Source organism: Mesorhizobium sp. M2D.F.Ca.ET.226.01.1.1 (genome assembly GCF_004022705.2).
Lineage (GTDB): Bacteria > Pseudomonadota > Alphaproteobacteria > Rhizobiales > Rhizobiaceae > Mesorhizobium.
This window is the reverse complement of sequence record NZ_RZOY02000013.1, coordinates 209,925-225,540: the sequence shown is the minus strand read 5'-3', so window position 1 is coordinate 225,540 and position 15,616 is coordinate 209,925. Positions and strand designations below refer to the sequence as shown.

Genomic DNA, 15,616 nt, shown 5'->3' with positions numbered 1-15,616 from the left:
TTGCGGCGATCATCATCACGATCAGGTCGCCAAGCCGATGCGTGGCGTTGCCAGCGCGCGGATCGGGCAGCGCGCCGAAATAGCTCTCAAGGCTCGAAATGGCAGTCTCTCCTCAATTCGACTGCCTGCCCAAAGAATCGCTTCTCAAGCCAACTTCAAGTCCCAAAAACCCATATGCGATTCCCCTGCCGTGAACGGGGAGAAGAAAACAGCTTCACCCAAATTCCAGACAACAAAAAAGGCGGGCAATGCCCGCCTTCCTCTGTCGGTAGCCTGATCGGGAGCGTCAAGTCCGGGCTGGCAGCTATCTGCTGTTCCAGCTTGTCGGGTCTTTTCGCTCCGGCGCGCTTCTCGCGCGACCGTCAGTACATCCGTGACTTGCCGCGCGCCCCGAACCTTCGTCCGGCGCGCGCCTTTACTCAATCGCACCTTCGCAGCACCAAGCGCTATGCTTTGCCGCAAAAATGCTTAAGCCAAATCAGGCTGCCTTGCTCAGAGACCCAGCAGCGGACTTGCCGGTGCGGCGGTCCTGCTCGATCTCGAAGTTGATTTTCTGGCCTTCAGCCAGGCTCGTCATGCCAGCGCGCTCGACAGCGGAGATGTGGACGAAAACGTCCGCGCCGCCATTGTCAGGCTGGATGAAGCCGTAGCCCTTGGTGGCGTTGAACCACTTGACCGTACCAGTTGCCATTTAGAATGCCCTTCACATTTGCTTTAGTTTGACCTGACCAACGTCCGGCCGGCGGTATCGAAATTTTGGAGATAGACGTCAGCAAACGCGAAGATCGCGGCCCGATCGATCGGCCAAATTCAATGCAGCGGATATAGGATAGTTTGAGCGAGAAAACAAGACGGGTTGCTTGAGGCGCCACCGGCACGTCGTCCCCGCCGAAGGCAATGGACGTTTTGACAGCGGCCGCGCGTTGTGGAGGGATGAGATGCTTGCCGTTCCAAGGAAGGGAACCATGAAGACCATTGTGCTTGCCGCGTGTTTCTTGCTGGTCGCCGCCGAGGCGCAGGCGGTGTCGCGTTACGATCCGACGCGCATGAGCTGCGACCGGGTGCAGGCGACGATCGCCAGACAGGGCGCCGTCATCCTGCGCTATCAGTCGACGCGCGTGCCGGGTCTTCCGCTCTACGACCGTTATGTGCGCGACGAGCGCTTCTGCAACATGGGCGAGGTGAGATCACGGGCTTATGTGCCCAGCGCCGACACCAAATCCTGTGCCGTCTATGTCTGCAAGCGGCCGGACTTCGAGCATTTCCGCCGGCGATTTTTCCCGCGCCGGCACTGACAGTCCGGTGAAATCTCAGAAACCGAACGAGGCCTGCGCGGCCGGTGCCGGGCCGACGCGAACGCCTTCCATGGCCAGCATCTTTTCCTTGGTGGCCGAGCCGCCCGGCGCCGAGAAACCGCCGATCTTGCCGCCAGCGGCGAGGATGCGATGGCACGGAATGACCAGCGGCACCGGGTTGGCGCCAAGTGCCGCGCCCGTCTCGCGCGGCAGGCCGGCATGGCCGGCGCGCTTCGCCAACTCGCCATAGGTGGTGGTCTCTCCGAAGCGGAGCTTGCGCGCCGCGTCGTAGATGGCCAGGCGGAAATCGTCGACGCCGTCGAGATCGACCGGCACGCCGGAGAAGTCGACGTCCTCGCCGGCCGTATAGGCCTTGATCGAGGCAATCAGATCGACCACCCAGGATGGCTGGTTCGTCGAGGCCGAGACGCGAGGATGGCGAAGCAGTCGGCGCTCGACCGCCTCGCGGCTGCGCTCCGGCAGGCAAAGCCGGATCAGGCCCTTCTCGCTCCAGGCGATGCCCATGAAGCCGATCACTGTTTCTAACACCGCGTGGCCGGCCGTGATCTCAAATGTGGGTTTCATGGCGTATTCCTTCCGAAAAACGGCGAAAAACGAGTACATATCCAGAACAATATGGCACTTCCGCCCTGTTGTCGCCACCCGAAAACCGCCTACCCGCCCCGATTGCCGGGTGTGAATCGCTGGTGTAAGGACTTCTTAACAACCGACAAACCGGACCCGCACGGCTTGCCAGCTAAAATCACAATCACCGCGGTCGGCGTGCTCATCGCGGCAGCCGGTCTCAGCGGTTGCACCTCGACCTCGCAGATGAAGGCCGCGCCCGCGCTTGCGGCGGCTTCGACGCCTGTCGTCGCGGACGATACGCCGACGCTTGCACTACCCGAAACGGTGGCCGTGCTGCCGGAGCCTTCCGGTCTAGCGCAGGTGCAGACCGCGGCCCTGACCGGCGATGCTGTTGCGCTGGCGACGCCGCCGGGCGCCCCCGCGACGCAAACCACGCTGGCGACTCAAAGCGCGCTTTTGCCGCCGCCCGTCCAGCCGGGCGCTGCCTTGCCGGCGCAGCCGGCAGCTTTCGCCGGCTCGACGCCGATGGCCGGCCAATTCCCGCCGCCGCCGGTGCTGACGGCGGGCGGCTCGCCGACCGGTCCAGGATCCATAAAGCAAGCGGGGTCCATCAAGCAGGCGGTCTACACGACCGCGGGCGTTGCCATGCCGGTCACCGGCCAGACGGCGAAAATCGCCCCGATGCCGGGCGTCCAGCAGGTCGCCTACATGGCGCCGGACAACCCGGCTCTGCTGGCGGCACCCGGCCAGCCAGAGCAGCACGCCAGCGGCCCGCGTGGCGAGATCGAGCGGCTGATCGAGAAATATTCGGCGATCTATGAAGTGCCGGTGGATCTGGTGCGCCATGTCGTCAACCGCGAGAGCACCTTCAACCCGAAAGCCTACAATCATGGCCATTGGGGACTGATGCAGATCAAGCACGCGACGGCGCGCGGCATGGGCTATGACGGACCGGCGACGGGCCTGTTCGACGCCGAGACCAACCTCAAATACGCGGTGAAATATTTGCGCGGCGCCTGGCTGGTTTCGGGCGGCAACGCCAAGCGGGCCGACACGCTCTACCAGACCGGTTATTATTACGACGCCAAGCGCAAGGGCCTCCTCGAGGCGACGGGGCTCGGCGCCGACCGCAAGCGCCACCGCCTGCCACCCGACGCCTGAGCGGACTGTTCCGCTATGCGCGGCGTTTCGAGATAGCGCCATGCATGAAGACACAGCGCCCCGCCCTCCGGCTCCCAACGACATCCGCCTGCGCAAGGTGCTCGACGACACGCTGGCCGCGCCGCATTGGCCCGAAGGGTTCGTCATGCGCGCGTTCGAGCCCCGCGATGCGCTGGCCCTGCACGCGCTCTTGCAGGAGGTATTCGACGACGGCGCCGATGGGCCGTTCGACGAATGGTGGCCGCGCATTGCCGGCGATGCCGAATTCGATCCCGCTCTCTGCTTCCTGGTGATCGACGGCAAGGGCCTATTGGCCGGCGCGGCGCTCTGCTGGACGTCCCGTTTCGTCAAAGACCTCGCCGTCCATCCGGAGGCCAGAAGGCGGGGCATCGGGGAGGCGCTGATGCGGCATGTGTTCGCGACCTTCCGCCAGCGCGGGGCGGCCCATGTCGATCTCAAGACCAACACCGTGAAGAACACCTCGGCCTTCCGGCTCTACGAACGGCTCGGCATGATCCCGGTCGGTTGGGATGGTTAACGGCACCCCCCACCATTTGTGAACTCCTTCACATAGGCTGACGTTAGGTCATGCTAATGCGTCGTCGTGCCGGGCGGCCGATCGGCGGATCGACGCTGGCAAGGCGTCGGAGGAGGCTGTGCCGGCATGCGTCAGCCACTCCCAGGCGGGCTCCGGGGCGGGGGTTTCGGAGCCCGTCCGCTTTCGCGCGAAGTGAGGCGGAGGAGATTTGGCCATGGCCCCGTTCACCGTCAATCCGCAGCGTTTCGACCCCTATAAGACCTACCGGTTCCGGCTGAAATGGGACGGCAAATATGTCGCCGGCATTTCACGGATCAGCGGGCTGAAGCGAACCACCGAAGTTATCGAGCACCGTGACGGTAGTGCTGCCGGCAACACGCGCAAATCGCCCGGCATCACCCGCTTCGAGCCGATCACGATCGAGCGCGGCGTAACTCACGACCTCGAATTCGAGCGCTGGGCAAACAAAGTGTGGGATCTGCAGAACGGCCGCGGCTCGGAAGTGTCGCTGAAGGATTTCCGCAAGGACGTCGTCCTCGAGTTCCTCAACGAGGCCGGGCAGGTGGCGCTGGTCTACAAGATCTATCGCTGCTGGCCGTCCGAAGTGCAGATGCTGCCCGAACTCGACGCCAACGCCAATGCGGTGGCGATCCAGTCGATGAAGCTGGAAAACGAAGGCTGGGAGCGGGACGTCGAAGTCCCCGAGCCGAACGAGCCGGCTTTCACCGATCCGCCGGCCTGATTGTCGGTGCAGGCATCATGGGAACCGAAAGCGGCGCTCTGCATTCAACGCAGGGTGGGGTCCCAATGAGCTGACGACGCGCGAAGGTCCGTCTCGCCGGCTTTGAAGCGAGATCAGCACCCCGTGAAGCTCCCTCCGGCATTCCTGGCATTCGCAACCGGTATCCTGCTGGCGGTCGCTCCGGTTCGCGCGGTCGAGCTCTCCATCGTGTCGGGCGATACCGGCAACGGCATCAAGGTGCTGCGCGAGATCCTCGACCTCTACGAGAAAAAGAGCGGCAACAAGGTCGACATCGTCGTCATCCCGCCCTCGACCACCGACCAGTTCGGGCAATACCGGCTGTGGCTCGCCGCCGGCAGCAGCGACATCGACGTCTACCAGACCGACGTCATCTGGGCGCCGCAGCTCGCCAGCCAGCTGGTCGACCTGACCGAGGCGACGAAGGATGTCGTGGCCGAGCATTTCCCGTCCATCATCAAGTCGCAGACGGTCAACGGCAGGCTGGTCGCGCTGCCGATCTTCACCGACGCGCCGGCGCTCTACTACCGCAAGGATCTGCTGACCAAATACGGCGCCAAGGTGCCGACCAACTGGAAGGAGCTGCAAGACACCGCCAGGCTGGTCATGGACAAGGAGCGGGCTGCCGGCAACAAGGACATCTGGGGCTTCGTCTTCCAGGGTAATGCCTATGAGGGGCTGACCTGCAACGCGCTCGAATGGGTGATGTCGAATGGCGGCGGCGGGATCATCGAGCCGGACGGCGGCATCTCCATCAACAACCCCAAAGCCGCTGCCACGCTCGAGATGGTCAAGAGCTGGATCGGCACGATCGCGCCGCCGGGCGTGCTTGCCTATCAGGAGGAGGAATCGCGCGGCGTCTGGCAGACCGGCAACGCGGTCTTCATGCGCAACTGGCCCTATGCCTATGCGCTCGGCAACAGCGAGAATTCGCCGATCAAGGGCAAGTTTGACGTCGCGCCGCTGCCGGCCGGCGAACGCGCGCATCCGGCCGCGACGCTCGGCGGCTGGAACCTTGCCGTGTCCAAATATTCGAAGCACCCGGACGCGGCGATCGAGCTGGTCAAGTTCATCGCGTCGCGCGAGATGCAGAAATACCGGACGCTGAAGACGGCGAACCTGCCGACGATCGCGGCACTCTATGACGACCCCGACATCGCCCGGCAGCAGCCGATCGTGCCGCGCTGGAAGCCAATCTTCCTCAACGCGCAACCCAGGCCCTCGGCAACCGCCAGGATCAAATACAATGAGGCATCCAGCCAGTTCTGGACGGCCGTGCACAACACGATCTCGGGGAACGGAACCGCCGCCGATAATCTCGCCGATCTCGAGGCGCGGCTGACCAGGCTGAAAGGCAAGGGCTGGTGACGGCGGCAAGGCGATCGCCGCTGATGCGCCAGCGCGTGCGCACGGCCTGGCTGTTTCTCGCGCCGATGCTTTTCGTGCTCGCCGCCGTCGCCGGCTGGCCGTTCCTGCGCACCGTCTATTACGGCTTCACCGACGCTTCGCTCGCCGATCTCGACGCGCGGCAATGGGTGGGCTTCGACAACTACTTGTCGGTGTTACGCCTGCCGAGCGGCCGGGTGCTCTATGACGGGTTGCTCGTCGATCCGGTCTGGTGGCGCGCGGTGTGGAACACGGTGCGCTTCGCCGTTGTTTCGGTGGCCTGCGAGACGGCGCTGGGCATGGTCGTGGCGCTTGCGCTCAATGCCGAATTCCGGGGACGCGGCATCGTGCGGGCGGCCATCCTCATTCCCTGGGCGATCCCGACCATCGTCTCGGCCAAGATGTGGCAGTGGATGCTCAACGACCAGTTCGGCATCATCAATGTCGTGCTGCTCAATCTCGGCCTGATCCATGCCAGGATCGCCTGGACCGCCAGCGCCGACACCGCGATGATCGCAGTGCTCATCGTCGATATCTGGAAGACGACGCCGTTCATGGCGCTGCTGATCCTGGCGGCGCTGCAGATGCTGCCGTGCGAGATCCTCGAAGTGGCCAGGCTTGATGGCGCGAGCCCTTGGCAGATCTTCTGGCGCGTGACGCTGCCGCTGATCCGCCCGGCGGTGATGGTGGCGGTGATCTTCCGCGCGCTCGATGCGCTGCGCATCTTCGACCTGATCTATGTGCTGACGCCCAACAATGTGCAAACCAAGTCGATGTCGATCTTCGCGCGCGAGAACCTGTTCGAGTTCGACAAGTTCGCCTATGGCTCGGCCGCCTCGACGCTGCTTTTCCTGATCATCGGCCTGCTCACCATCGCCTATATCCGCATCGGCCGGCTCAGCCTGGACGGAGACCGCTGACATGAGGATGCTGAAGCGCGCTGCCCTCTATCTTCTGCTTCTGGGAATAGTCTTCGTTGCGGTGTTTCCGTTCTATTACGCTGTCGTCACCAGCCTGAAATCGGGCACCGAGCTGTTCCAGGCCGGCCTCTGGCCGCAATCGTTCAGCCTCGCCAACTACCGCAACGTGCTGACCGAAGGCCCCTTCCTGCGCAATCTCGTCAATTCGCTCATCGTCTCCGGCGCGGTCGTGGCGATCTCGCTGTCGCTCGGCGTCACCGCCGCCTATGCGCTGGCGCGCATCCGTTTCCGAGGGCGCTCGGCGCTGATGCTCGCCATCCTGTCGGTGTCGATGTTTCCACAGGTCGCCGCACTGGCTGGGCTGTTCGAGATCGTCCGGGCGCTGCATCTCTACAACTCACTGCTGGCGCTCATTCTGTCCTACATGATCTTCACCTTGCCGTTCACGGTCTGGGTGCTCACAACTTTCGTGCGCGACCTGCCGGTCGAGATCGAGGAAGCGGCGATCCTCGACGGCGCCGGGCCATGGACCATCCTGACCCGCATCTTCCTGCCGCTGATGTGGCCGGCGCTCGCCACCACCGGGCTGCTTGCCTTCATCAGCGCCTGGAACGAGTTCCTCTTCGCGCTCACCTTCACCTCCACCAACACGCAGCGCACCGTGCCGGTGGCGATCGCGCTGCTTTCGGGCAACTCGCAGTTCGAGATCCCCTGGGGCAACATCATGGCTGCCTCGGTGATCGTCACCGTGCCGCTGGTCGTGCTGGTGCTGATCTTCCAGCGCAGGATCGTCTCGGGGCTCACGGCCGGCGGAGTGAAGGGGTGAAGCGGTCTCAGATATCCGGCGCGTTGCCGACCTTTTTCTTCATCTCGAGCGCCCAGGCGCGGCCTTCGTCGCCGCCCCACAGCAGCCAGGCGATGTAGCCCTCCGAGGGATTGTCCTCGTTGCCGTAATTCCTGCCCTTCTTGTCGACCTCGTGGCGGGCGAAATAGCTGACCATGCGGCGGATGGTCGAGGGCGACAGGTTCCTGCGGTTCTTGAGCTCGGTGGCGCGCGCGACGCCGATCTCGGTGCCGCCTCGGCCGAATTCCTTGCGCAGCCGCAGGCCCTTGGCGGCATTGTCGGCAACGATCTGCGGGCAGCGCAGGTCGATCTCATCGCTGTCGGTCATTTTGCTCCCGTTTCCGAGAGGTTTTAGCCAGTCGACAGCAATACCGCAAAGCAAGCCTGGTTCCGGCGTAAAAAATGTCGGAACGCGTCCAGGCCGCGCGTCCTTGGGTCGTAGAGCAACGCGCGCCGGGACGCCGGCACGAAGGAGACGATCATGATCACCTTTCCCAATGAATCCGCCAGATACCGCACCGCCCGCGAAAAGCTGCTGCGCAAGGAAATCGAGCTGCGCCGCGCCATGGAGGCGGTGGCCGAGGCGCGACGCGCTCTGCCGCAGGGCGGGCTGGTGCCGCAGCACTATGTGTTCGACGCTCTCGATGACCAAGGCCGGCCGGCGAAGGTGAAGCTTGCGGATCTCTTCGCGCCGGGCAAGGATTCGCTGATCCTCTACCAGATGATGTTCCCGCGCCATCCGCAGGAGACGCGCGATGTGGCGGCAAGCGGCGAGACGGCAAAACTTGCCCGGCAGGACCAGCCATGCCCGTCCTGCACCGCGCTGCTCGACCAGTTCGACGGGGCGGTCGGCCATCTGCAGGCCGCGGGCTTCAACTTCGCCGTGGTGGCAAAGACCGGGCTCGACAATCTGACCGCACTCGCCCGCGACCGCGGCTGGAAGAACATGCGGCTGGTCTCCTCGGCCGGCAACGCGTTCAAGCGCGACTACAATTCCGAGACTGCCGAGGGCGCGCAGATACCGCTGCTTTCGGTGTTCCACCGCGACAGCGACGGCATCCGCCATTTCTGGTCGTCGGAGCTTGGCTTCGCGCCGTCCGAGCCGAGGCAAGATCCCCGCGCGATCGGCACCTGCGAGATCCTATGGAACCTGATGGATTTCACGCCGGAAGGCCGCCCGGACTGGCACGAGCAACTGCAATATGCCGGGCAGGCGGTGGTCGCGCACTGCCACTGAAGGCGTTACCTGCGTTCAGCCAGTCGGCTTTTCAGGCAACCCCGACGCGGATGCCGCGTTGGGGATGGCGGAGGGGCTGTTTCGGATCGGAGTTTTGAGATGAAAACGCTGCTGCCCCTGGTCGCCGTCGCGCTGTTTGCCGGCGCGCCCGCCGCGCTCGCCCAGTCGGACGATACCAATACGGATGCCGTGGGACCAATGTTGACCGACAACAAGGTCGACACCCAGACCTTCGTCGCCACGGTGCCCAACGCCAATGCCTTCGAGATCCAGTCGAGCAAGCTGGCCGAAGAGAAGTCGGCCTCGGCCGACGTCAAGGCGTTCGCCGCCGACATGATTAAGGACCACATCAAGGCCGGTGAGGATTTCAAGGCGGCAATGAGCCAAGGGCAGACCACCGCGTCGATCAAGCCGGCCGGGCCGGCGCTGCAGCCGAAGGAGCAGCAGATGCTGGACGAGTTGAAGAACGCGACCGGCAAGGATTTCGACGCCAAATACATCAAGATGCAGAGCGACGCGCATAAGGACGCGGTCGCGCTGTTTTCCACCTATGCCAATTCCGGCGACGACCCGACGATGAAGGAATTCGCCAAGAAGACGCTGCCGGTGCTGAAGATGCATGAGAAGCATGTGAAGGATCTGGCGGTCGCGCATCAGTGAGGGCGCCTTCCCTTGTGGGAGAAGGTGGATCGGCGCTTTAGCGCCGAGACGGATGAGGGGTGCTCCAGGGAACGCCGGCGTCTCACTCCGCTGGAACACCCCTCATCCGTCGCCTTCGGCGACACCTTCTCCCACAAGGGGAGAAGGGAAGAACGCCGCTGGCGTTCCCACGCCGCCACGATAAGCTCCCTCGCAAATCAGGGAGGACCACCATGGACAAGGAAGTCATCGAAGTGCCCGTGATGTCGGCAAAGGTGCGCGCTCTCGGCCTGCCGTGCTCGACGGCAGTGCGGGCCAACGGCTTTGTGTTCGTCTCGGCGACGCCGCCGGTCGACATGGTGACAGGCGAAATGGTGCGCGGCGACATCGAGGTCCAGACCGAGGCGTCGCTGAAGGCGCTGAAACACTGCCTGGAAGCGGCCGGCACGTCGCTGGACAAGGTGGTGATGGTGCGCATCTACGCCGTCAATTCCGGCTTCTACAACGCCATCAACCGGGTCTATGCCAATTATTTTGCGACCAACCCGCCGGCGCGCAGTTTCGTGCCGGTGGCGTCCTGGCCGATGGAGTTCGATATTGAGATTGAGTGCGTGGCGGTGGGGTGAGGGCGCGGTCGAACTCACTGCGGTGGCGAGAGATCACCTCAACCCTTTCGATATCTTAGCAACAAAGACCGATCCAGAGATCAGCATTTGATATGTATTGTGCATAAAACACTGAGCTCTTGGAATGTGCCTTGATCGATTCTATCGTGGCCTGGATGGGGTTGGGGCATTCCGTATGGCAATAAAGTCTTTCTCAGAATTCATTTCCAGTATCGAAAAATTTCGAGGTACCGCGGCCAACTCTGAGCTTTGGTATCGTGGTCACGGAGCGAATTCGTACGTTTTGCAACCGGGGTTGCACAGATCGTCGCTCCCCTTGGTGAAGGACATGGTTATCACTAGGGAAAATACGACTTACGACGAATTCTACAGAAGGTCGCCACTATTTGACCGGCCTGGCGGGCGAGATAGATGGGATCTCCTTTTCCTGATGCAGCACTACAGAGCTCCGACCCGATTGCTCGACTGGACCTCCAGCCCACTCGTGGCCCTATTCTTTGCGCTTCTCAGCGGTCATGATACGGAAGATGCAGTGCTCTGGTGCCTGGATCCGGCGGAGTGGAACGGCAAAATGCTTCACGACATAGGAGAAGCCCCAAAGATATTCCCCACGGACGATAGCATGATATTGCAGTATCACCCTAAATTTGATGGGAAGGCTAGCAGAAATGAGCCACTGGCAATCCAAGGTATAGTTAACAATCCGCGCATCAATGCGCAAAAAGGGAAGTTCGTAATATTTGGCACAGAACCAAGGTCTATGGAGGATTTTGCAAAAGAATTTAAGATTAAGCCAAACGGAGAAATACTCAGGAAGATTGAAATTGATTCGAGTAGGCGAAAAGCAGTTATGAACGATCTCGAGAGTTATGGAATAACGTACTCGACGGTATTTCCTGATTTGGAAGGGCTCGCAATAGAGATAAGCCGAAAGTTGATGGGGTAGATTGATGTTCGAGGTTCAACATCGCCAGTTTATGTCTGCCAAGTGGTGGTTTTCCAGGCGATCTCAAATTGATTTTGATCCAAAGTACCAACGAAAGGGAAGCTTGTGGAAGCAGCAAGACCAGCAGTCATTGATTGACACAATGATAAATGGTTTTGACATGCCGAAGCTTTATGTCGCTGACTTTACGACAATAAAAACCGATTTGAACGAGAAGAATATGAGGTATTCTGTTGTCGACGGGAAGCAGCGTCTAAATTCAATTTTTTCATTTTTGAACAATGAAATACCACTTTCTCAAGATTTTGTTTTTCTGGATGACTTAGATCTTGACCTCGGCGGGCTTTTTTACAAAGATTTGCAGGAGGTTATGTCCGATGTAGCGAGTCGTGTAGAGGAATTTCCTCTGCCTGTTATGCATGTTGTGACAGACGACCCCATAAAAATCAGAGAGCTTTTTTTAAGGCTAAATAAAGGTCTCGTTCTTACTGGACCTGAGAAGCGAAATGCGATGATCGGTAATGTTCCTGAGGTAATATCAGCCATATCAACTCATGATTTTTTTTCAAACTGCACATCTTATCAGAGCGCTCGCGGGCAACATCTTAACAACGCTGCGAAGCTTCTTTCATTTGAGCTCAAGGACGCAACCACAGATACCAAGAAGACTGCTTTGGACGGCTTGGTTGAGGAGTACGCTGATTCCGAGAGCGAACTTGCGGTCGCAAAATCAGAGATTTTGGAGCAGCTTGACAGGCTGATGCTTGTTTTTGGCCATCGCGACGCCTTGCTCAGGTCGGCAGGCAGTGTCCCAGCATTCTACTGGTTTGTGCGGGATATAAATTTTGATGCCCTAAAGTCTACTAGAGTATTTCTAAACGAATTTCATGCAAGCCTTAAGGAAAAGTCAAAGGTTGATGAGGATAGCGACTTCGGTAGAGATTTGAGAGAATATCAAAGGGCTCTGCGAAGCGTAAATGACAAATGGTCTCATGATCTACGATACGAAATATTAAAAAGAAACTTCGCAAAATACCGAGAGGCAGCTCAGATGCGGCGCTCGAAAGGTGCTAGCTGATTTTGCTTCACCCAAAATACTCCTGCAACGGCCGCACCTCCAAATTCCCCGCCCTCAGCGCCGCGATCGCTTCCGCCACCGCGGCTGCCCCCGACAGCGTCGTGTAATACGGCACCTTCTGCATCAGGGTTGCGCGGCGCAGGGACTTCGAGTCCGACACCGCCTTCTGGCCATCGGTCGTATTGAACACGATCTGGACCTGGCGGTTGCGGATGGCGTCCTCGATGTGGGGGCGGCCTTCCAGCACCTTGTTGATCTTTTCGGCGACCACGCCGTTCTCGGCGAGGAAGCGGGCGGTGCCGGAGGTGGCCAGCACCTTGAAACCCTGGCCGGCGAGGCGCTTCACCGCCGGCAGGATGCCCTTTTTGTCCTCGTCGCGAACCGAGACGAACAGCGTGCCGGAGCGCGGCAGGTCGACATTGGCGCCGAGCTGGCTCTTGGCGAAGGCCAGCGCAAAGTCGCGGTCGAGGCCCATGACCTCGCCGGTCGAGCGCATTTCCGGTCCGAGCAGGATGTCGACGCCGGGGAAGCGGGCGAAGGGGAAGACGGCTTCCTTGACCGCGATGTGGCCGGGATTGCGCGGGTCCGGCATGGCGCCGTAATGGGCGAAGGCGTTTTCCAGCGTCTCGCCGGCCATGATGCGCGCCGCGATCTTGGCGATCGGACGACCGATGGTCTTGGCAACGAAGGGGACGGTGCGCGAGGCGCGGGGGTTGACCTCCAGCACATAGACCGTGCCGTCCTGGATGGCGTATTGCACGTTCATCAGGCCGCCGACGTTCAGCGCCCGCGCCAAGGCTGCCGTCTGGCGCTCCAGCTCGTCGACGAGGTCCGGGTGCAGCGAATGCACCGGCAGCGAGCAGGCCGAGTCGCCCGAATGGATGCCGGCCTCCTCGATATGCTCCAATATGCCGGAGACGAAAGTATCCTTGCCGTCGCACAGGCAGTCGACATCGACCTCGATGGCGCCGGACAGATAGGTGTCGAACAGCAGTGGGTTCTTGCCGAGCAGCGTGTTGATCTGGCCGGTCTTGTCGTTGGGGTATTTCTGCTTGATGTCCTCCGGCACCAGGCCGGGCACGGTGTCGAGCAGGTAGGTCTGCAGCATACCCTCGTCATGGATGATCTGCATGGCGCGGCCGCCGAGCACATAGGAGGGGCGCACCACCAGCGGGAAGCCGAGCTCGCCGGCGACGAGGCGCGCCTGCTCGACCGAATAGGCGATGCCGTTCTTCGGCTGGGTGAGGTTCAGCTTGTGCAAGAGCTTCTGGAAGCGGTCGCGGTCCTCGGCCAGGTCGATCATGTCGGGCGAGGTGCCGAGGATCGGGATGCCGGCCTTTTCCAGCGCGTCAGCCAGCTTCAGCGGCGTCTGGCCGCCGAACTGGACGATGACGCCGACCAGCTCGCCCGAGGCCTGCTCGGCGCGCAGGATCTCCAGCACGTCCTCCGCCGTCAGCGGATCGAAATAGAGGCGGTCGGAGGTGTCGTAGTCGGTCGACACCGTCTCCGGGTTGCAGTTGATCATGATCGCTTCATAGCCGGCATCGCGCAGCGCAAAGGCGGCATGGCAGCAGCAATAGTCGAACTCGATGCCCTGGCCGATGCGGTTCGGACCGCCGCCGAGGATGACCACCTTGCGGCGCGAGGAAACCCGCGCCTCGTTGGCGAGCTCGCCGACGAAAGGCACCTCATAGGTCGAGTACATATAGGCGGTCGGCGAGGCGAACTCGGCGGCGCAGGTGTCGATGCGCTTGTAGACCGGGTGAACGTCGAGCCTTTCGCGGGCTTTCTGGACGGCATCGGCGTCGGTCTTCGTCAGCGAGCCGAGGCGGGCATCGGAAAAGCCCATCGCCTTCAGCATGCGCAGGTTCTCGGCATCCTGCGGCAGGCCATGCTCGCGGATGCGGTCCTCCATGGCGATGATGCCGGCGATCTGCTCGAGGAACCACGGGTCGATCTTGCACATGGCGTGCACGTCTTCGAGCGAGGTGCCCATGCGGATCGCCTGCGCCACCATGCGCAGCCGGTCCGGCGTCGGCGTGCCGAGCGCGGCGCGGATCGCGTTGCGATCGTCGACATGGCTGGCGGGCGCGCTGCCGTGACCGATGCCGGGGATCTCGATCTCGTCGAGACCGGTGAGGCCGGTTTCGAGACCACGCAGGGCCTTCTGCAGCGATTCCTGGAAGGTGCGGCCGATGGCCATCACTTCGCCGACCGATTTCATCGCTGTGGTCAGAACCGGGTCGGCGCCGGGGAATTTCTCGAACGCAAAGCGCGGGATCTTCGTCACGACATAGTCGATCGTCGGCTCGAACGAAGCCGGCGTCGCGCCGCCGGTGATGTCGTTCTCCAGCTCGTCCAGCGTGTAGCCGACGGCGAGCTTCGCGGCGACCTTGGCGATCGGGAAGCCGGTCGCCTTCGAAGCCAAGGCAGAGGAGCGCGAGACGCGCGGGTTCATCTCGATGACGACCAGGCGGCCATCGGCCGGATTGACCGCGAACTGCACGTTCGAGCCGCCGGTCTCCACACCGATCTCGCGCAGCACCGCGATCGAGGCGTTGCGCATCATCTGGTATTCCTTGTCGGTGAGCGTCAGCGCCGGCGCGACGGTGATGGAATCGCCGGTGTGCACGCCCATCGGATCGAGGTTCTCGATCGAGCAGATGATGATGCAATTGTCCGCCTTGTCGCGGACGACCTCCATCTCATACTCCTTCCAGCCGAGCACGCTTTCCTCGATCAGCACCTCGGTGGTGGGCGAGGCGTCGAGGCCGGACTGGACGATGTCGTAGAATTCGGCGCGGTTGTAGGCGATGCCGCCGCCGGTGCCGCCCATGGTGAAGGAGGGGCGGATGATGGCCGGCAGGCCGACATGGTCGAGCGCCTGCGCGGCGATCGCCATGCCATGGCTGATGTAGCGCTGCTTGCGGTCGCCTTCGCCGAGGTTCCACCGCGTTTCCAGCGCATCGAGCGCGGCGTCGAGATTTTCCGGGTTCTCCGCCTTGAGCGCCGCGCGCTCGGCCTCATGCGTCTTGCGGTCGGCGTTCTTGACGTCGGTGGCGTTGGCCAGCATCGAGCGCGGCGTCTCAAGGCCGATCTTGCTCATCGCCTGGCGGAACAGCGCGCGGTCCTCGGCTTTGTCGATGGCATGCGCGTCGGCGCCGATCATCTCGACATTGTAGCGCTCCAGCACGCCCATGCGGCGCAGCGACAGCGCGGTGTTGAGCGCCGTCTGGCCGCCCATGGTCGGCAGCAGCGCGTCCGGCCGCTCCTTGGCGATGATCTTGGCCACCACCTCCGGCGTGATCGGCTCGATATAGGTGGCGTCGGCCAGCTCCGGATCGGTCATGATGGTGGCCGGATTGGAGTTGACCAGGATGACGCGGAAGCCCTCTTCCTTCAGCGCCTTGCAGGCCTGGGTGCCGGAATAGTCGAACTCGCAAGCCTGGCCGATGACGATGGGGCCGGCCCCGATGATCAGGATCGACTTGATGTCGGTGCGTCTTGGCATATTCGAAAATTCCGTTCGGCGAGCGGCTTGCACCAAAAACCGGGACGGGGAGGACCCGGCCGGTTGTGCTTGCGATTCTGGTATCAG

Annotated in this window: 17 protein-coding genes; 13 read left to right on the top strand and 4 right to left on the bottom strand. The window is 62.0% G+C overall.

Annotation, left to right across the window (positions count from 1 at the left end; translation table 11 throughout):
- A partial coding sequence (locus EN869_RS34605; protein ID WP_167507090.1) for a hypothetical protein occupies positions 1–277 on the top strand: 277 nt, incomplete at its 5' end.
- Positions 278–478: 201 nt separating this feature from the next.
- Here the strand turns inward: EN869_RS34605 and EN869_RS27325 are convergent.
- On the bottom strand, positions 479–691 hold the full coding sequence (locus EN869_RS27325) for a cold-shock protein (protein ID WP_027168154.1): 213 nt from the start codon (positions 689–691) through the stop codon (positions 479–481).
- 274 nt (positions 692–965) lie between these two features.
- Here EN869_RS27325 and EN869_RS27320 point away from each other — a divergent pair, with 274 nt between their 5' ends.
- Positions 966–1,295, top strand: coding sequence for a hypothetical protein (locus EN869_RS27320; RefSeq protein WP_127229903.1), 330 nt, complete (start codon positions 966–968; stop codon positions 1,293–1,295).
- Positions 1,296–1,310: 15 nt separating this feature from the next.
- Here the strand turns inward: EN869_RS27320 and EN869_RS27315 are convergent, their stop codons facing one another.
- The gene (locus EN869_RS27315; protein ID WP_127229902.1) at positions 1,311–1,880 is read right to left on the bottom strand and encodes a methylated-DNA--[protein]-cysteine S-methyltransferase; all 570 of its coding nucleotides are present in this window, start codon (positions 1,878–1,880) and stop codon (positions 1,311–1,313) included.
- Between the two features lie 165 nt (positions 1,881–2,045).
- On the opposite strand from EN869_RS27315, the gene EN869_RS27310 reads away from it, so the two are divergent.
- From EN869_RS27310 to EN869_RS27285, 6 genes are all read left to right on the top strand, one after another.
- On the top strand, positions 2,046–3,044 hold the full coding sequence (locus EN869_RS27310; RefSeq protein ID WP_245489645.1) for a lytic transglycosylase domain-containing protein: 999 nt from the start codon (positions 2,046–2,048) through the stop codon (positions 3,042–3,044).
- Between the two features lie 40 nt (positions 3,045–3,084).
- Positions 3,085–3,582: an N-acetyltransferase gene (locus tag EN869_RS27305; RefSeq protein WP_127229900.1), complete on the top strand. Its 498-nt coding sequence runs from the start codon at positions 3,085–3,087 to the stop codon at positions 3,580–3,582.
- Positions 3,583–3,796: 214 nt separating this feature from the next.
- Positions 3,797–4,324 (top strand): phage tail protein, encoded by a 528-nt coding sequence (locus tag EN869_RS27300; RefSeq protein ID WP_127229899.1) that lies wholly within the window; start codon positions 3,797–3,799, stop codon positions 4,322–4,324.
- 144 nt (positions 4,325–4,468) lie between these two features.
- Entirely contained in the window at positions 4,469–5,710 is a 1,242-nt protein-coding gene (locus EN869_RS27295; protein ID WP_245512386.1) for an ABC transporter substrate-binding protein, read from the top strand.
- A 23-nt stretch (positions 5,711–5,733) separates the two neighbouring features.
- Entirely contained in the window at positions 5,734–6,648 is a 915-nt protein-coding gene (locus EN869_RS27290; RefSeq protein WP_127229909.1) for a sugar ABC transporter permease, read from the top strand.
- A 1-nt stretch (position 6,649) separates the two neighbouring features.
- Entirely contained in the window at positions 6,650–7,474 is an 825-nt protein-coding gene (locus EN869_RS27285; protein WP_127229897.1) for a carbohydrate ABC transporter permease, read from the top strand.
- A 7-nt stretch (positions 7,475–7,481) separates the two neighbouring features.
- Here the strand turns inward: EN869_RS27285 and EN869_RS27280 are convergent, their stop codons facing one another.
- A complete protein-coding gene (locus EN869_RS27280; protein ID WP_127229896.1) occupies positions 7,482–7,820 on the bottom strand; it encodes a hypothetical protein in 339 nt (112 codons plus the stop codon).
- A 153-nt stretch (positions 7,821–7,973) separates the two neighbouring features.
- Here EN869_RS27280 and EN869_RS27275 point away from each other — a divergent pair, with 153 nt between their 5' ends.
- The 5 genes from EN869_RS27275 (at position 7,974) to EN869_RS27255 (ending at position 12,018) form a co-directional block, all read left to right on the top strand.
- Entirely contained in the window at positions 7,974–8,729 is a 756-nt protein-coding gene (locus tag EN869_RS27275) for a DUF899 family protein (protein WP_127229895.1), read from the top strand.
- Between the two features lie 99 nt (positions 8,730–8,828).
- A complete protein-coding gene (locus EN869_RS27270; RefSeq protein ID WP_127229894.1) occupies positions 8,829–9,389 on the top strand; it encodes a DUF4142 domain-containing protein in 561 nt (186 codons plus the stop codon).
- A gap of 212 nt (positions 9,390–9,601) precedes the next feature.
- Positions 9,602–9,994, top strand: a complete 393-nt coding sequence (locus EN869_RS27265) for a RidA family protein (protein WP_127229893.1) — start codon at positions 9,602–9,604, stop codon at positions 9,992–9,994.
- A 124-nt stretch (positions 9,995–10,118) separates the two neighbouring features.
- Positions 10,119–10,940: an FRG domain-containing protein gene (locus EN869_RS27260; protein ID WP_127229892.1), complete on the top strand. Its 822-nt coding sequence runs from the start codon at positions 10,119–10,121 to the stop codon at positions 10,938–10,940.
- Between the two features lie 4 nt (positions 10,941–10,944).
- The gene (locus EN869_RS27255) at positions 10,945–12,018 is read left to right on the top strand and encodes a DUF262 domain-containing protein (RefSeq protein WP_127229891.1); all 1,074 of its coding nucleotides are present in this window, start codon (positions 10,945–10,947) and stop codon (positions 12,016–12,018) included.
- 7 nt (positions 12,019–12,025) lie between these two features.
- Here the strand turns inward: EN869_RS27255 and carB are convergent, their stop codons facing one another.
- The gene (gene carB, locus EN869_RS27250) at positions 12,026–15,529 is read right to left on the bottom strand and encodes a carbamoyl-phosphate synthase large subunit (RefSeq protein ID WP_127229890.1); all 3,504 of its coding nucleotides are present in this window, start codon (positions 15,527–15,529) and stop codon (positions 12,026–12,028) included.
- Positions 15,530–15,616: the final 87 nt, after the last annotated feature.